A 14,651-nucleotide genomic window follows, 5' to 3' on the forward strand; every position below is an offset into this window, starting at 1 on the left:
CGGGGCCGTCGTCATGCCCGGCCGGGTTCACGTCAGGGGCAGTCGCAGCACGACGCGCGTGCCGCCGTCGTCGGACCGCTCCCAGCGCAGGGTGCCGCGCAGGTCCCCCTCCACGAGCGAGTGCACGATGCGCAGGCCGAGCCCCGATCCCTCGCCCGCGCGGGGAGACTCCCCCGGCACCCATCCGTCGGGGGCGGCGGGGCCGCCGTCCGTCACGGACACGACCAGCACCGTTCCTGCGGGGGTCGACTCGCGGTCGGCGTGCAGGCCCACGCAGCCACCGCCCGGCGCCGTGCCGTGCTCGACGGCGTTGGCCGCCAGCTCATTGAGCACCAGCGCCAGCGGCGTGGTCACGTGGGAGGGCAGTTCACCGAACTCGCCCGTGACCGCGACCTGCAGCGGCCGCCCGTCCCCGGCCACCTCGACGGCCAGGCGGAACTGCCGCTGCAGCAGACCGTCCACGGGGACCTGGTCCTCGATCTCCTCGCTCAGCGTCTGGTGGACGAGGGCGATCGTGTCCACCCGCTGCATCGCCTGACGCAGCGCACGCTCCGCCTCGGGCGAGGACGTGCGCCGCGCCTGCATGCGCAGCAGCGATCCCACGGTCTGCAGGTTGTTCTTGACGCGGTGGTGGATCTCGCGGATGGTCGCGTCCTTGGTGAGCAGACGCTGCTCCTGGCGGCGCAGCTCGGTCACGTCGCGCAGCAGCAGCAGCGCCCCCTGCCAGCCGTCCGGACCGAGCAGGGGGACGGAGCGCACCGTGAGGGACGCCCCGCCGGACTGCACCTCCCGCCGTCCGGCACGCAGGCCGGTGAGCACCGCCCACGTCCCCTCGTCGGTGGGAACGCGGGCGGCCTCGGTGCTGGCCAGCACGTCGGTGAGCCGGTGCCCCTCGAGGGTCGAGGCGATGCCCAGCCGGCGCAGGGCGGAGACCGCGTTGGGACTGGTGAACTCGGCGACCGAGTCCGGCCCGAGCACGACGAGGCCGTCCCCCACCCGCGGCGTGCCGCCCGCCCAGAGGCCGGAGGGCTCCTCGGGCGCCGGCCAGCGGCCGTGCTGCATCATGTCCAGCAGGGTGCTGGCCGTCCGGCTGTAGTTCTCCTCGATCACCGAGCGCGCCGGCCGGCCGTTCGGGTCCGCGTGCGCGGAGACGACCGCGATGACCCTCCCGGCGCGGACCACCGGCCACAGACGCACCTGCAGCGTGCCTCCCGGGGCCTCGACGGGGCCGGCCCCCTCGGCCCGCTCCCCGCCATGCCACGTCTGCCCGACGACGGCCCGCAGGTCCGCGCGGGCGCGCGAGCCCACGATGTCGCGGTGGAAGAGGGTGGGAGCGGTGAAGGGCCGGACCTGGGCGAGCGCGACGAACCCTCCGGCCTCGTCGCGGCGGGGCACGGGGCACCAGAGCACGAGGTCCGCGAGCGCCAGGTCTGCCACGAGCTGCCAGTCCCCCACGAGCCGCTGCAGCCAGGCGCGGTCCTCGTCTCCGATGTCCGGGTGCGACGTCAGGGGGTCCTGCGCGAGCGAACTGACCATGGGATCAGGGTACGGCGACGTGCCGGGCGGCCCGTGTCCGTGGCGTCGCGGGCGGCGTCGGACGACACGGCGGCGATGGTCTGCGAGGGCCGTGCGCGGTGCCGTCCGCGGCGGGCGGGGCGGGCAGGGACACCGGCCAGCGTGGCGAGGGCGCGACGCAGCGGGCTGTTCGGAGCGGCCTCGGCGAGCACCTGGCCGGCGAGCAGCGCGGGGTCCGCGGCGGCCGGGTCCCACGGCAGGAACGCCTCCAGGGGCGTGGCCGGCGAGGCGTAGCGGTTCCAGACGGCCTCGACCTGCCCGCGCGGGGCGACGCCGGCGGCCGCGGGCCGGAGCCGGTTGACCACGACGCGCAGCCGTGCGGCCGGGGCCACCTCCGCCAGCTCCTCGACCCCGCGGACCAGGCGGGGCAGCGCGACGGCGTCCGGCCCGCCGACCGCGATGACCTCGTCGGCCGCGGCGAGCGCCGCCAGGGTCGCACCGTTGCGCTGTGGGGCGGGCACGTCGAAGGACAACTCCTCGTCCTGCTCGAGACCGAACCCGACGTCGACGACCACGCGGTCCCACCGTTCCCTGGCGGCCGCGATCAGCGCGGAGACGGCGGCGGGGCGCAGCTCGGGCCACCGGTCCACGCGGGTGAGCCCCGTCAGAACCGTCAGGTCCGCGCCGGCGACGCGGACGCGGACGCCCGCGGCCGCCAGGTCGGCGGCGCCCAGCCGGCCGTGGTCGGCCCGCCGCACGGCCCGCGCCACGCCGGCCGACTCCTCCGTCAGCCCCAGGTGCACACCGACGGCGGGGCCGTACGTGTCCAGGTCGATCAACAGCGTGTTCCGGCCGGCCACGGCGTGCTCGGCGGCGAGGTTCACGGCGACGGTGGTGCGTCCCGGAGCGCCGGTGGGGCCCCACACCACGGTCACCAGGGACTCCCGCGCGGGTCCGGCCGGTTCGCCCTCCTCCGGAGAGGGTGCGGGGTCGGCTCCCTCGTCCGCCGTGGCGGGGCCGCCGTCGGGCGTGGCCGCGGCGGGGGCGGCACCCGGCCCGGCGTCGTCGGGCTCGTCGGCGCCGCGCCAGGGGTCCGTGAGGCCGGGCACCTCGTCCGCGCCGAGCGTCTCCAGGGTGATCGGCAGGTCGTCGAGGTCCTCGGCGTGATCCCGGGCGTGGTCGGCGTCCTCCCCGTGCGAGGTCTCCGGCCGGCGGCCCTCCGCGGCGGCGCTCGCGGACTCCACGACGACGGCCGCGATCTGCTCGGGGTCGGCGTCGGCGCGCACGCAGGGCACCCCCATGCTGCGGAGGCGACGGCGCTCGGTGCGAACCTCGCTGAGCGCCGCCACGCCCACGGGTCGGGGCAGCCGGGCCGTCTCCTCCAGGAAGGCGGCGGTGAGGGACTCGGTGTCCCCGGCCACGAGGACCGCGTCCACGAGACCGGAGCGGGCGATCGCGAGCAGCTCGGCGAGGTCCTCGGCCCGGCGGAGCACGGTGATGTCCGTCTGGTGCCGCTCGAGCGGGCCGATGTGGTCCAGGCCCGGCTGGACGGTGGTGGCCAGGGCGATGCGCACGGTCAGCGCACCCCGTGGGCCGGCACGAGGGTGACCCGCGCGTCCTTTACCTTCGCGTCCACGATGCGCGGCAGGGTCTCCTCCGGTGCCAGCAGCTGCACCCGGGTGGTGCCCGAGCCGCCGAAGCCGTTCTGCTCCGCCGCGACCTCGGAGATCTCGAGCGCCTCGGCCAGCCGGGCCGGGTCCGCATGGCCGCGGCCTCCCTCCGCCGGCATGGCCACCCAGACGTCCACGCGGTCTCCCACGCCCACGCCGGACGGGAGCGGCTCGTCCAGGGCCACCCCGACGGGACGACGGCCGTCCGGGTCCGCGTCCACCAGTGCCGCCGCCGGCAGCAGCTCACCGGCCCGGACCGTCCCGGAGACCATCCGCCCCTCGGGAGCCGGAGCATCGGCGCTGAGGTACCGCTCGCCGGCCTCGCTGAGGTTCACCTCCACGGGGCGCAGGTCCCCGGACGCGATGGGTGTGCCCGGGGGCAGGTCCTCCGCAGCTGTCCAGTACGCGGCGGTCTGCTGGGCGGAGGCGACCAGCGCCACGACGCCGGCGATCGAGGCGAGGACGAGCACGAGACCGACGAGGAGCCGGGGATCCCGCCAGCGGGGCCGGCGCAGACGGCCGCCCTCGGCGGACGCGGACATGGTCGTGGACACCGGATGTTCCCCCCTTCGGACCGGCCCCTCGGGCCGCCGCGGCCCCGGCACCCCGTCGGTGTCGGCCCCTCCGCGCTGCGCCCAGAGTAACCACTGGGGCCGTGGATCGCCGGATCCGCCGCGTACGCTGTGGAAAAGTGTCGCCTCCGGGTGTTCCCGGGGTTGAATGGGTCGACGTCGTGGGCCGCCCGCGACCGTCCTGGACGCCTCGACCGAAGGAGCACCGTGCAGCGCTTTCTCACCCTGACCGACGTCGCGGAGACCCTGAACATCTCCGGTCAGGCCGCCCGTGCCCTGGTCCGCTCGGGTGAGCTGCAGGCCATCCAGGTCGGGGGCCGCGGTCAGTGGCGCATCGAGGTGTCCTGGCTCGAGGACTACGTGGAACGTCAGAAGGAAGTGACGCGCGCCCGCGTCCGGGAGTGGACCGAGGCGGACGCGAAGGCCCGCTGAGCCCACACGGTCTGCTCAGGCGGGGCGCAGCGCGGTCCGGACCGTCCCCAGCGCCCCGAACGGGATGACGAGCCGCCCGCGGACGGCCGCGGCCCGCCGGGCCTCGTCCCGCGGGTGGCGGGCGATGTCGAGGTGGTCGCCGCCGACCCGGTCCACGGTGCCCTCCGCCAGCGCCGCGCCGAGGCGTCCCGTCACCGCCACCGGCTGGCGCGTCCGCGCGATGCCGCGCAGCACCGTCCCCCAGCCGGCCGCGGCGAGCTCGGGCGCGGCCACGGCCCGGGTCAGGTCGGCCTCCACGGCCGCCACGCAGTCCACCGCGACGATCGCCGATCCCGAGCCGTCGACGTGCACGCCGACCCAGCCCTGGCCCACCGTGTGCACCACGCCGTCCACGACCTCGCCCCAGGCCAGGTGGAGCCGGACCTGCCGCCCTCGGGCTCCGCGCAGGCGGTCGGCCAGGGACAGCGCCATCCACTCCGCTCGGGTCAGCTCCGCGGCCTCGGCCACCGTCTCCTGCCAGCCGAGGTCGGCCCAGTGCGCCTCCAGGTCGTCGAAGAGTCCGTTCCACCGCATGCGCTCAGTATAGGAGGCTCAGCGCCGGACATCGGTCGTCATCAAACATCATCAAACATCACTCTTGACACCTATCGGCCCGTGCAGTTCACTGTGATCATCATCACCGGCCTGATCGCGGGATCCCGGCCGGACGGACGCACAGGAGGGGAATCCATGGAGCGCTCGACATCACCGGCCGGCCCGGCCCCGACCCGTCCGGTCGACGCGGCGGACGCCGTCGGCCTCACCGTCCTGCTTCTGGCCGGTCCCGGTCTGCTCGCCTGTGCCGCGGCGCTGCTGCAGACGGGCACCAGCGCGCCCGGGGCGGAACTGACCCGCGTGCTGGGCCTCGGTGCCGGTCTCGCCGGGCTCGGACTGCTCGCATGGTGGGCGGTGGGCCTGATCGGGCTGGCGCTCGTCGCGCTGGGGCGCCGCGCGGGTCGGCCGGCCTGGGCCCGCCTGGGCCGGAGCCTCACTCCCGCCCTGCTCGGACGCGTGGCAGGCGCCGTCGTCGGTGCCCAGCTGCTCGCGGCACCGGCCGCGTGGGCGGACGCGGCTCATCCCGTGCCGGACGCCTCCTGGACCGTGGCTGCGGTGCCTGCGCACGCCACCGGCGTCGAGGCCCCGGCGCCGGACGCCGCGTGGACGCCCCGGCCCCCGGCGCCGGCCCCACCGGGCGCCGGCACCGGCCGTGCGGATCCGGACCACCCGACCGTCACCGTCCGGCGCGGCGACTGCCTGTGGCACCTCGCCGCCGCCGAGCTCGGCCCGGACGCGACCCCCCGAGAGATCGACGCCCGCTGGCGCCGCTGGTACGAGGCCAACCGACGGGTGATCGGCGACGACCCGCACCTGCTGCTGCCCGGCACCGTGCTGACCTCCCCCGTGTTCACCCCGCACGCCGGCGTGGACGGACCACGGCCATGACATCCACGACCCTGCACTCCCCCGCTTCGCCTCGTCCTCAGGAGACCGCCATGACCACCCTCGCCACCCGCCCCCGCGCCGCTTCCGACCGGCGCACCGCCGACACCCTCCTCCACGGGCCCGCCCACAGCCCCGCAGTCCTGCCCCGCGGTGAGGAGATCGCCCGGCGGGCCCGCACCGAACAGGGGCGCGAGGAGCTGCGCCGCGTCCGCTCGCTCGCCGCCGTGATCGCCGTCGCCTGCGTCGAGGTCGAGACGGGCCGCCGTGCCCTGCGGGACCTCTCCGCCTGGCTCTCGCCCGAGGTCCTGGACAAGTTGACCCGTCGCATGGAGCTGCTGGGCGCCGTCGCGCCGACCGGGCCCGGTCGACGGCCCTCCGCGGCCGTCCCGCCCCGGACGCCCAAGTCCGCACCCCGCCCGGTGGGTGCCCGCGTGTGCGAGGTCGCGCCCGGCCGGGTGGAGGCCAGCGCGACGGTGCTGTGGGAGGGCCGGGCCCGGGCCTTCGCGCTCCGACTCGAGCGGCGGCTCAGCCGGTGGAAGGTGACGTCGGTCGAGATCGGCTGAGCCGGATCGTCCCGTCGGACTGACGAGCGAGGGCCCGGAGACCTGGAGGTCTGCGGGCCCTCGTCCTGCGTCGTGGCAGGATGCCGGTCAGCCGCGGCGGCCGCGGCGCTCCGCCTGACGGCGGGAGCGGCGGTTCGTGCCCGCCGCGACCGTGGCGCCGGAGTCCGTGCCGCTGCGGGTGACCGCGCTCTGCCCGTCCTCGGACGGACCGGTGAAACGCAGCTGCGCCGGCTGCTGCGGGGCGTCGATGCCCTCCACGGAGATCTGCGGGGCCATCGTCACGGCGCGGGCGTCCTGGACGCCGGGCAGCGACGTCGACGCGGGGGCCGCACTGATCTGCGCCTGGAACAGCGTGCGCACGGCGTCCTCGCGGATGGCGGCGAGCATGTTCTGGAACATCGTGTAGCCCTCGCGCTGGTACTCCACGAGGGGCTCGCGCTGGGCCATCGCGCGCAGCCCGATGCCCTCCTTGAGGTAGTCCATCTCGTAGAGATGCTCCTGCCAGCGGCGCCCGATGGTGGCGAGCACCACGCGACGCTCCGCCTCCCGCAGCGCCTCGGACCCCACCTGCGCCTCCCGGTCCTCGTACGCCAGGAGCGCATCGGAGACGAGTTCGCGCTTGAGGACCTCGGCCTTGAGCCGGCCCCGGCCGCCGACCTCGTCGAGGACGTCCTCCTGCGAGATGCCCACGGGGTAGAGCTCTGCCAGGTCCCGCCACAGCTGGTCGAGGTCCCAGTCGGTGGCGTGGCCCTCCTCGGTGGCCGCGTCCACGATGTTCCCGACGGCGTCCTCCACGAAGCGGCGCACCCGGTCCTGCAGGTCCTCCCCCTCGAGGATGGAACGGCGGTCCGTGTAGATGGCCTCGCGCTGGCGGTTCATCACGTCGTCGTACTTGAGCACGTTCTTGCGCTGCTCGGCGTTGCGCCCCTCGACCTGCGCCTGCGCGTTCTGGATCGCCTTCGAGACGAAGCCGAACTCGAGCGCCATGTCGTCCGGGATCGACGGGCTGTTCATGATCCGCTGGGCCACGCCCGGGTTGAAGTTGCGCATGAGCTCGTCCGTGAGGGAGAGGTAGAACCGGGACTCGCCCGGGTCGCCCTGACGGCCGGAACGACCGCGCAGCTGGTTGTCGATGCGGCGCGAGTCGTGGCGCTCGGTGCCCACCACGTACAGGCCGCCGGCCTCGATGACCGCGCGGTGCGCGTCCTCCACGGCGGCCTCGGCCTGCGCCAGCACCTCGGGCCAGCGGGCCTCGTACGCCTCCGGGTCCTCGGCGGCGTCGAGGCCCAGCTCCTGCATGCGGGCCACCGCCGTGAACTCGGCGTTGCCGCCGAGCATGATGTCGGTGCCGCGGCCGGCCATGTTGGTGGCCACGGTGACGGCGCCCGGGCGGCCGGCCTGCGCCACGATGGCGGCCTCGCGGGCGTGGTTCTTCGCGTTCAGGACCTCGTGGCGGACGCCGCGCTTGGCCAGCAGCGTGGAGAGGTACTCGGACTTCTCCACCGAGGTGGTGCCCACCAGGACCGGTTGGCCCTTCGCGTGCCGCTCGGCGATGTCGTCGACGACGGCGTCGAACTTGACCTTCTCGTTCTTGTACACCACGTCGTTGCGGTCCACGCGCTGTCGCTCCCGGTTCGGCGGGATCACGACGACGCCGAGGCCGTAGGTCGACGTGAACTCGGCGGCCTCCGTCTCGGCGGTGCCCGTCATGCCGGCGAGCTTCTCGTAGCCGCGGAAGTAGTTCTGCAGGGTCACCGTGGCCAGCGTCTGGTTCTCGGGCTTGACCTCGACGCCCTCCTTGGCCTCGATGGCCTGGTGGAGCCCCTCGTTGTAGCGGCGTCCCTTGAGCACGCGGCCCGTGTGCTCGTCGACGATCTGCACCTCGCCGTCGAGGACCACGTAGTCCTTGTCCCGCTTGAACAGCTCCTTGGCCTTGACCGCGTTGTTCAGGAACTGGATGAGCGTGGTGTTCTGCGTCTCGTACAGGTTCGTGATGCCGAGGTGGTCCTCGACCTTCTCGATGCCGGGGCCGAGGATGCCGACGGTGCGCTTCTTGTGGTCCACCTCGTAGTCCGTGTCCGCCTCGAGGCGGCGCACCAGCCGGGCGAACTCGCCGTACCACCGGTTGGCCTCTCCCTGGGCGGGGCCGGAGATGATCAGCGGGGTGCGGGCCTCGTCGATGAGGATCGAGTCCACCTCGTCGACGATCGCGTAGTGGTGCTCACGCTGCACGAGCTCGTCGAGGGACCAGGCCATGTTGTCCCGGAGGAAGTCGAAGCCGAACTCGTTGTTCGTGCCGTAGGTGATGTCCGCGGCGTACTGCTCGCGGCGTACGGCCGGGGTCTGGCCCGCCACGATGACGCCCGTCTGCATGCCGAGGAAGCGGAACACGCGGCCCATGAGGTCGGCCTGGTAGGAGGCGAGGAAGTCGTTGACCGTCACCACGTGCACGCCCCTGCCGGACAGCGCGTTGAGGTAGGCCGGGGCGGTGGCCACGAGGGTCTTGCCCTCGCCGGTCTTCATCTCCGCGATGTTGCCCTGGTGCAGCGCGATGCCGCCGAGCAGCTGGACGTCGTAGTGCCGCTGGCCGAGCGTGCGTCCCGCGGCCTCCCGGACCGCGGCGAACGCCTCCGGCAGGAGCAGGTCCAACGACTCGCCGTCCGCATGCCGGGCCCGGAGCGTGTCCGTCTCGGCACGCAGCTCCGCATCGCTGAGCGCCCGGAAGTCGTCCTCGAGGAGGTTCACGGCGTCCACCGTGGCCTGCATGCGCTTGAGGACGCGGTTGTCCGAGATCTTCAGGACGCGGTCGATGATCGAAGGCACTGGTTCTCTGCTCCCTTGCGGTGTGGCCGGGGCGGGACGGGATGCCCCTCGCGCTCGGCCGTGGCGCGGTCTCCGGGACAGTGTACGGGCCGAGTCCGGACGGGCCGCGGCGCCCGTCCCGGAGGGGACGGGCGCCGCGGCGTCAGCAGGTCGTGGTCGACGTCGGCGGGGCGGTCAGTCCTCGCGCGCCTGGTAGGCCCGCTCCCCCTCGGAGGCGGAGACGTGATCCTGCGGGAGGGACTCGTCCAGGCGGATCACGCCGTAGCTCCAGCCCCGGCGGCGGTAGACCACGGAGGGCACGCCGGTCTCGGCGTTCTGGAAGAGGAAGAAGTCATGGCCCACCAGCTCCATCGCGTCGACGGCCTCGTCCACGCTCATGGGGGTCGCGGGGAACGCCTTCTGGCGGATGCGCACCGGGGTGCCCACCTCGGGGGCGTCCTGCTCGGCGGCCTCCTCCGCGGCCAGCGCGGCACCCGACGGCGGCAGCGGCGGCACGAATCCGACCTCGCCCGCGCCGCGGGAGGCGCCGAGCTTGCCGTGACGGCGGTCCTTGCGGCGGTCGCGCAGGCGCCGCAGGCGCTCGGCCAGTCGGGTGGCGGCCTGGTCGAAGGCGACCAGCTTGTCGTCCGCGTCGGCCTCGGCCCGCACGACGTCCCGCGGGCCACGGACCGTCAGTTCCACGCGGACCGTCTCGTCCGAGTGCTTGTGGTGGGAGGACTTCGTCACGCGGACCTCGAGCGTGTCGGCGCCCTCGGCGAGCGGCTGGAGGCGCTCGGTGCGCTCGACGACGTGGTCGCGGAAGCTCTCCGGGAGCCTGAGGTTGCGGGCGATGTAGCTGACATCCATGGTCATGGCGTCCTCCTGGTCCGACTCTCACGGGTCCGGCCTCGGGAGGGGAGGTGCGCCTCGGTGTCGCGTCCGCAGGGCGGCGGCGGGTCCGAGGGTGCGACCTCCTTCCAGCCGTCGGCAGGACGGGAACCGTAGGGGCGATTCCGTGCCGTTCACCCTACCCGGGGGCCTGGCCGGGGGCCAGGCTCGGCGGGGTCCCGCGGCGGGGCCACGGCCGCGAGCACGACGGCCCCGACGGGGTGCCCGCCGGCGCGGCGCACCGCCTCCGCGAGCGCGGCGAGGGTGGCGCCGGTGGTGAGGACGTCGTCCACGAGCAGGACGGGCGCGCCGGCCGGCAGCCGCCCGGCGGCGACGCGCCAGTCCCGGGCCCGCCGGCGGCGCTGGCCCGCCCCGGCGCCCGCGTGGGACGGGCCGCCGCCCCGGAGCGTGCTCGCGCGGGGCAGCAGGCGCGCACGGACGGCGTCGGAGACCAGCCACGGCGCCGGCAGCGCCCGGGTGAGCTCGGCGAGCGGGTCGTAGCCGCGCCGTCGGAATCCGACCGCGCCGCCCGGGACCGGGACGAGCAGGGCGTGCCGCGCCCCGGGCAGGTCCGGCTCGAGGCGCGCCGCGGCGACGGCCCGGCAGAGGGCCTCGCCCAGCACGCCGCGCAGGTGCAGCGCGTGATGGTCCTTGAACGCGAGCACGGCGGCCGCCAGCGGGTCTGCGTAGCGCCCGGCCGCCATCACCGGCAGGGGAGCGCCGCCGGGGCCCAAGGGTAAGGCCGGGGCGTCCTGCTCCGCCCGGAAGGGCCGGGACAGGACGGCGGTCAGTCCCTCCGCGCAGGCCGGGCAGAGCCGGTGGCCCGGCGCCGCGCACACCGCGCACTCGGCGGGCAGGACCAGGTCGGCCAGGGCCCGACCGAGGGTGCCGAACACCGACGGCGGGGACGGGGAGGACGGCGGGGAACGCATGCAACGAGTCCACCGCACGCCGCCGCCGTCCGGGCGCCGGGGCGAGCCGCTGTGCGGGCCGGGGCGGCTGTGCAGGAGTGGACGACGGGGCGGCGGGCGCGGGCTCGGCTCAGTCGGGGAACGAGAGGTCGCGCACCCCGCGGTCGAGCTCCTGCGCCCGCCACGAGGAGCCCACCAGCAGGAACACGAGCTCCTCCGTCTCCGCGTAGTAGGCGCCGTCGTCACCGGCGGAGATCCCCCGCAGACCGCCCAGCGGGTTGAGCTCCCGGACGGTGCCGTCGATCGAGACGATCCGCGGCACCACGCGCTCGTCGGGCTTCTCGGCGTACGCCGAGACGAGCAGGTTCGTGTCTCCGGCCCACTCCACCGAGTCCTCGGAGCCGGAGGAGGGCAGCAGGATCGGCTCGGTCAGGGCGTTCGGCACCCCGTCCGAGCCGCGCACGACGCCGGACACGCGCAGGGTGGTCCGCTGGCCGTCGTCGACGAGCATCGCGGCCCGGGCCCCGCTCCGGGCCAACCGCAGGTCGACGATCCGCTCGCCGGGGCGCAGCCAGGTGGCCGTCACGATGCGCTCCTGCCCGCCGGGCTGGGCCGAGACGGCGCGGATCCGCGAGGTCGTGCCCCGGTCGGCCGCCCACACCCAGCCCAGGAGGTCCAGCGACGGGACGGTAAGCCCGGTGCCGCGCAGCACCTCCCGCAGGGAGCCGTCCGTGCCGGCGACGTGGACCGCCGTCCGGTCACCGGTGACGAACGCGAATCGGCTGCGGTCGCCGGACATCGTCGGGCGGACCGGATCGAGCGCGGTGACGTCCGGAGCGCCGCCCACCGGCGTGACGCTGCTCCCCTGCACGTACACGAGTCCGCCCGTCGCCGCGTCGATGCCCACCTGGACCGATCTGACGGCGGGGTCGGTCTGGACCGGGGCGGGGCCGTCGTCTCCCGACGTGGACAGCTGGGCACCGGCGACGGTCACCTCGACCTCCTTGACCGACTGGAGGCCCCTCAGGGTCAGCTCCAGCTGCTCCCGCATGCGGTGCCGCCGCTCGGCGTCGGCCCCCTCGGCGGCCGCCTGGGTGAGGTCGACGTGGGCCACGCCGTCGTCGTCGACGGGCACCGTGGGCGCGGCCAGGTCGGTGCCGGTGCGCAGCGGGAAGGCCGTCTCCACCGCCCCGGCCAGATACGGTGCCGGCCCGCGCAGCAGCGCTCGCGTCACCGCGGTCACGGTGGTGCCCCGATTGACGAACCACCGCACGTCCGGCACGATATAGCGCTTCGCGGTGTCGTAGAAGGCGAGCTCGTGCGGCGCGAACAGCTGTCCGAACTGCGCCTGGGAGAGCAGCGTGCCGTTCTCCGTGGACGTGATCCGCATGCCCTGGGGCCGTTCCTGCACGGTGACCGCCCAGGCCCGTGTGGTCCCCGGCGGCGCGACGGTCCGCAGGCCGTACTCGTCGATCTCCGAGTCGACCTCGACCTGGATCTGGTAGTCCCCGTCGCCGTCGCCCCGGGTGATGCGCGGCTCCGCCGAGTACACGAGGGTGCGCTGCCCGGGCGTCCACTGGGTGGCCGCGGGGCCGTCGAGGAACTCGCGCGCCACCGCGTAGTCGTCCTGCGGGCTCGTGCCCGCGAGCAGGAAGCCCCGGATGGCCTCCTCCGCCGTGTCCGACTCGGCGGGTCCCGGCGGATGGAACTGCGGCGCGTCGGCGGCCGCGCTGGCCCCGTCGACCGGGTCGGCGCTGCGCACTTCGGAGCTCTGGGGGATCTGGGTGCAGCCGCTGAGGGCGAGCACCAGGGCGACGATCACCGCGACGACGGCGACACGCGGCGGGCGGGGCGGCTGCGGATCCACGGTGGTCATCGGGCCTCCTCTGCCGCGTCCTCGCCGGTCCGGTCCCCGGCGGCCGGCCCGTCGGCGGGATCCCCCGGAGGGGCCACGCACACCGGCCGGGTCGGTGCGGTCAGGGCCTGCTCGGCCTGGCGCGCGGACGGTGGGGCGTCCGCGGCCGTGGCGGCGACGTCCGCGACCCTGCCGACGGCGTCGGCGTCGGCGTCCGCCTCCTGCGGGACGGGTCGGGACAGGTCATCGGCGTACCGGCGGTCCGCCGTGCTGTAGCGGGGCGGGATGGGCAGCACGGAGCGGCCGATCGGTTCCGGGGCCTCCGCGCCCTGCGCGGCCGGGCGCGGCGCCCGCGGCAGGGTCACCATGAACGTGGACCCCTCCCCCAGCTCGCCCCACGCCTCGAGCCGGCCGCCGTGCAGCCGGGTGTCCTCGGTGGCGATCGCCAGACCCAGTCCGGACCCGCCGGTGGTGCGCTTGCGTGAGGGGTCGGCCCGCCAGAACCGGTCGAACACGCGCTGCACCTGCTCGGGGCTCATGCCGATGCCGTGGTCCACGACGGCGAACGTGACGGCCTCCTCGTCGGCCGCCACGAGCACGTCCACCGGCCGGCCCTCGGCGTGCTCGATCGCGTTGTTCACCAGGTTGCGCAGGATCCGTTCGATCCGCCGCGGGTCGACCCAGGCGACGTGGCCGTCGGCGCGGTCCCGGTCCATGGGCACCACGTACACGGGCACGCCGCTCTGATCGGCCAACGGCTGAGAGGTGAGCACGACGTCGCGGGCCAGCTCGAGCATGTCCGTGGCCTCGAGGGCTGGGGTGGCGGCGCCGGCGTCGAACCGGGTGATCTCCAGCAGGTCCGCGAGCATGGCCTGGAAGCGATCGACCTGGTGGTAGAGCAGCTCGGTCGAGCGTCGGTTGACCGGGTCGAAGTCCTCGCGCGAGCCGTACAGCACGTCGGCCGCCATCCGCACGGTCGTCAGCGGCGTGCGCAGCTCATGGGAGACGTCCGAGACGAACCGCTGCTGCATCTGGGACAGCTGGGCGAGCTGGCCGATCTGGTCCTGGATGCTGTCCGCCATCCGGTTGAAGGACATGCCCAGGCGGGCCATCTCGTCCTCACCGTCGACCGGCATCCGCACGGCCAGGTTGCCGCTCGAGAGGGACTCGGCCGCCCGGGCCGCCTGCTGCACGGGCAGGGTCACACGCCGCGAGACCCACCACGAGACCAGCACGTTGATCACCAGGAAGCCGACGCCGAACACCAGCAGCACCCTGAGCACCGAGTCGAGCGAGCTCTGGACGTCCGCGAGGTCGTAGACGAGGTAGAGCCCGTAGGTGGCACCCGGGGGCAGCACCACCTGGGCGCCGAACACGAGGCCGGGCCGGGTGCCGCCGCCGGGGTCCGGCAGCGCCACGCTCGCGTCGTACACGCCCGGCCCGGAGGCGACCGCGTCCTGCAGCTCCTGGGGGATCACCGCGGGATCGAGACCGGCGGAGGAGATCGTCCCCACGTACGCGGACTCGGAGCCCGGCAGCGGGGCGAGGTGGTAGCGGCGGCGGATCGTCGTGCCCGAGTCCCCCTCGAGGGCACGCAGGGTCTGGGTCACCAGCACGTCCGTGCTCTGCGCGTCCGTGGCGGTGGTCTGCGCGAACGTCTCGCGCACCTGACTCAGGCCACGGCGGGCCTCGGCCTGGACCTGCTCGTAGCGGGCCTCGAAGAGGGCCTGGGTGATCTGCTGCGTCAGGAACGCGGCGACCACGAGGCCCGCGAGGATCGAGAGCAGGGCCGCGAGCACCGCCGTGCGCAGCCGCAGGGACCGACGCCACCGGCGGCGCAGCGCACGCCACGCGGGGCCGGGGACCCACGACCGTGGGCGGCCGGCGGCGGGCTCGACCGGCTCGGCGCCGGGCTCGGCCGCCGGGGCCGCGCTCAGACCCGGGCCGGACACCGTCATGCC

General features: G+C 75.0%; 12 protein-coding genes. 3 read left to right on the plus strand and 9 right to left on the minus strand.

Translation table 11 applies throughout. From position 1 onward, the window contains the following. Window positions 1–27: 27 nt before the first annotated feature. The 3 genes from AUV08_RS01520 to AUV08_RS01530 are packed head-to-tail and all read right to left on the minus strand — an operon-like array spanning window position 28 to window position 3,739. The gene (locus AUV08_RS01520) at window positions 28–1,536 is read right to left on the minus strand and encodes a sensor histidine kinase (protein WP_036316015.1); all 1,509 of its coding nucleotides are present in this window, start codon (window positions 1,534–1,536) and stop codon (window positions 28–30) included. Next, window positions 1,506–3,089 carry a tyrosine-protein kinase family protein gene (locus AUV08_RS01525; protein WP_061866996.1) on the minus strand — a complete coding sequence of 528 codons (1,584 nt, stop codon included), beginning with the start codon at window positions 3,087–3,089 and terminating at the stop codon, window positions 1,506–1,508. The genes AUV08_RS01520 and AUV08_RS01525 overlap by 31 nt, the downstream gene beginning before the upstream one ends. A 2-nt stretch (window positions 3,090–3,091) precedes the next feature. Continuing rightward, a complete protein-coding gene (locus AUV08_RS01530; RefSeq protein WP_060973787.1) occupies window positions 3,092–3,739 on the minus strand; it encodes an SAF domain-containing protein in 648 nt (215 codons plus the stop codon). A 225-nt stretch (window positions 3,740–3,964) separates the two neighbouring features. On the opposite strand from AUV08_RS01530, the gene AUV08_RS01535 reads away from it, so the two are divergent. Continuing rightward, window positions 3,965–4,189 carry a helix-turn-helix domain-containing protein gene (locus tag AUV08_RS01535; RefSeq protein ID WP_002854861.1) on the plus strand — a complete coding sequence of 75 codons (225 nt, stop codon included), beginning with the start codon at window positions 3,965–3,967 and terminating at the stop codon, window positions 4,187–4,189. A gap of 15 nt (window positions 4,190–4,204) precedes the next feature. Here the strand turns inward: AUV08_RS01535 and AUV08_RS01540 are convergent, their stop codons facing one another. Continuing rightward, complete coding sequence (locus AUV08_RS01540) at window positions 4,205–4,762, minus strand: hypothetical protein (protein WP_036383497.1); 558 nt, start codon at window positions 4,760–4,762, stop codon at window positions 4,205–4,207. A gap of 156 nt (window positions 4,763–4,918) precedes the next feature. Between AUV08_RS01540 and AUV08_RS01545 the strand changes: the two genes are divergently transcribed. Both AUV08_RS01545 and AUV08_RS01550 read left to right on the plus strand, forming a co-directional pair. Then, the gene (locus AUV08_RS01545; protein WP_044659782.1) at window positions 4,919–5,671 is read left to right on the plus strand and encodes a LysM peptidoglycan-binding domain-containing protein; all 753 of its coding nucleotides are present in this window, start codon (window positions 4,919–4,921) and stop codon (window positions 5,669–5,671) included. Window positions 5,672–5,721: 50 nt separating this feature from the next. Next, complete coding sequence (locus AUV08_RS01550) at window positions 5,722–6,234, plus strand: Rv3235 family protein (protein WP_061866997.1); 513 nt, start codon at window positions 5,722–5,724, stop codon at window positions 6,232–6,234. A gap of 87 nt (window positions 6,235–6,321) precedes the next feature. On the opposite strand, the gene secA is transcribed toward AUV08_RS01550, so the two are convergent. The 5 genes from secA to mtrB form a co-directional block, all read right to left on the minus strand. Next, entirely contained in the window at window positions 6,322–9,057 is a 2,736-nt protein-coding gene (gene secA, locus AUV08_RS01555) for a preprotein translocase subunit SecA (RefSeq protein ID WP_061873065.1), read from the minus strand. Window positions 9,058–9,231: 174 nt separating this feature from the next. Beyond that, window positions 9,232–9,909, minus strand: coding sequence for a ribosome hibernation-promoting factor, HPF/YfiA family (gene hpf, locus AUV08_RS01560; RefSeq protein WP_061873066.1), 678 nt, complete (start codon window positions 9,907–9,909; stop codon window positions 9,232–9,234). Between the two features lie 149 nt (window positions 9,910–10,058). Continuing rightward, entirely contained in the window at window positions 10,059–10,856 is a 798-nt protein-coding gene (locus AUV08_RS01565; protein WP_061873067.1) for a ComF family protein, read from the minus strand. Window positions 10,857–10,965: 109 nt separating this feature from the next. Then, complete coding sequence (locus AUV08_RS01570) at window positions 10,966–12,711, minus strand: LpqB family beta-propeller domain-containing protein (protein ID WP_061873068.1); 1,746 nt, start codon at window positions 12,709–12,711, stop codon at window positions 10,966–10,968. Continuing rightward, on the minus strand, window positions 12,708–14,648 hold the full coding sequence (gene mtrB / locus AUV08_RS01575; protein ID WP_061873069.1) for an MtrAB system histidine kinase MtrB: 1,941 nt from the start codon (window positions 14,646–14,648) through the stop codon (window positions 12,708–12,710). Before mtrB ends, AUV08_RS01570 begins: the two co-directional genes overlap by 4 nt. Window positions 14,649–14,651: the final 3 nt, after the last annotated feature.

Source organism: Micrococcus sp. CH7 (assembly GCF_001595485.1).
Lineage (GTDB): Bacteria > Actinomycetota > Actinomycetes > Actinomycetales > Micrococcaceae > Micrococcus > Micrococcus luteus.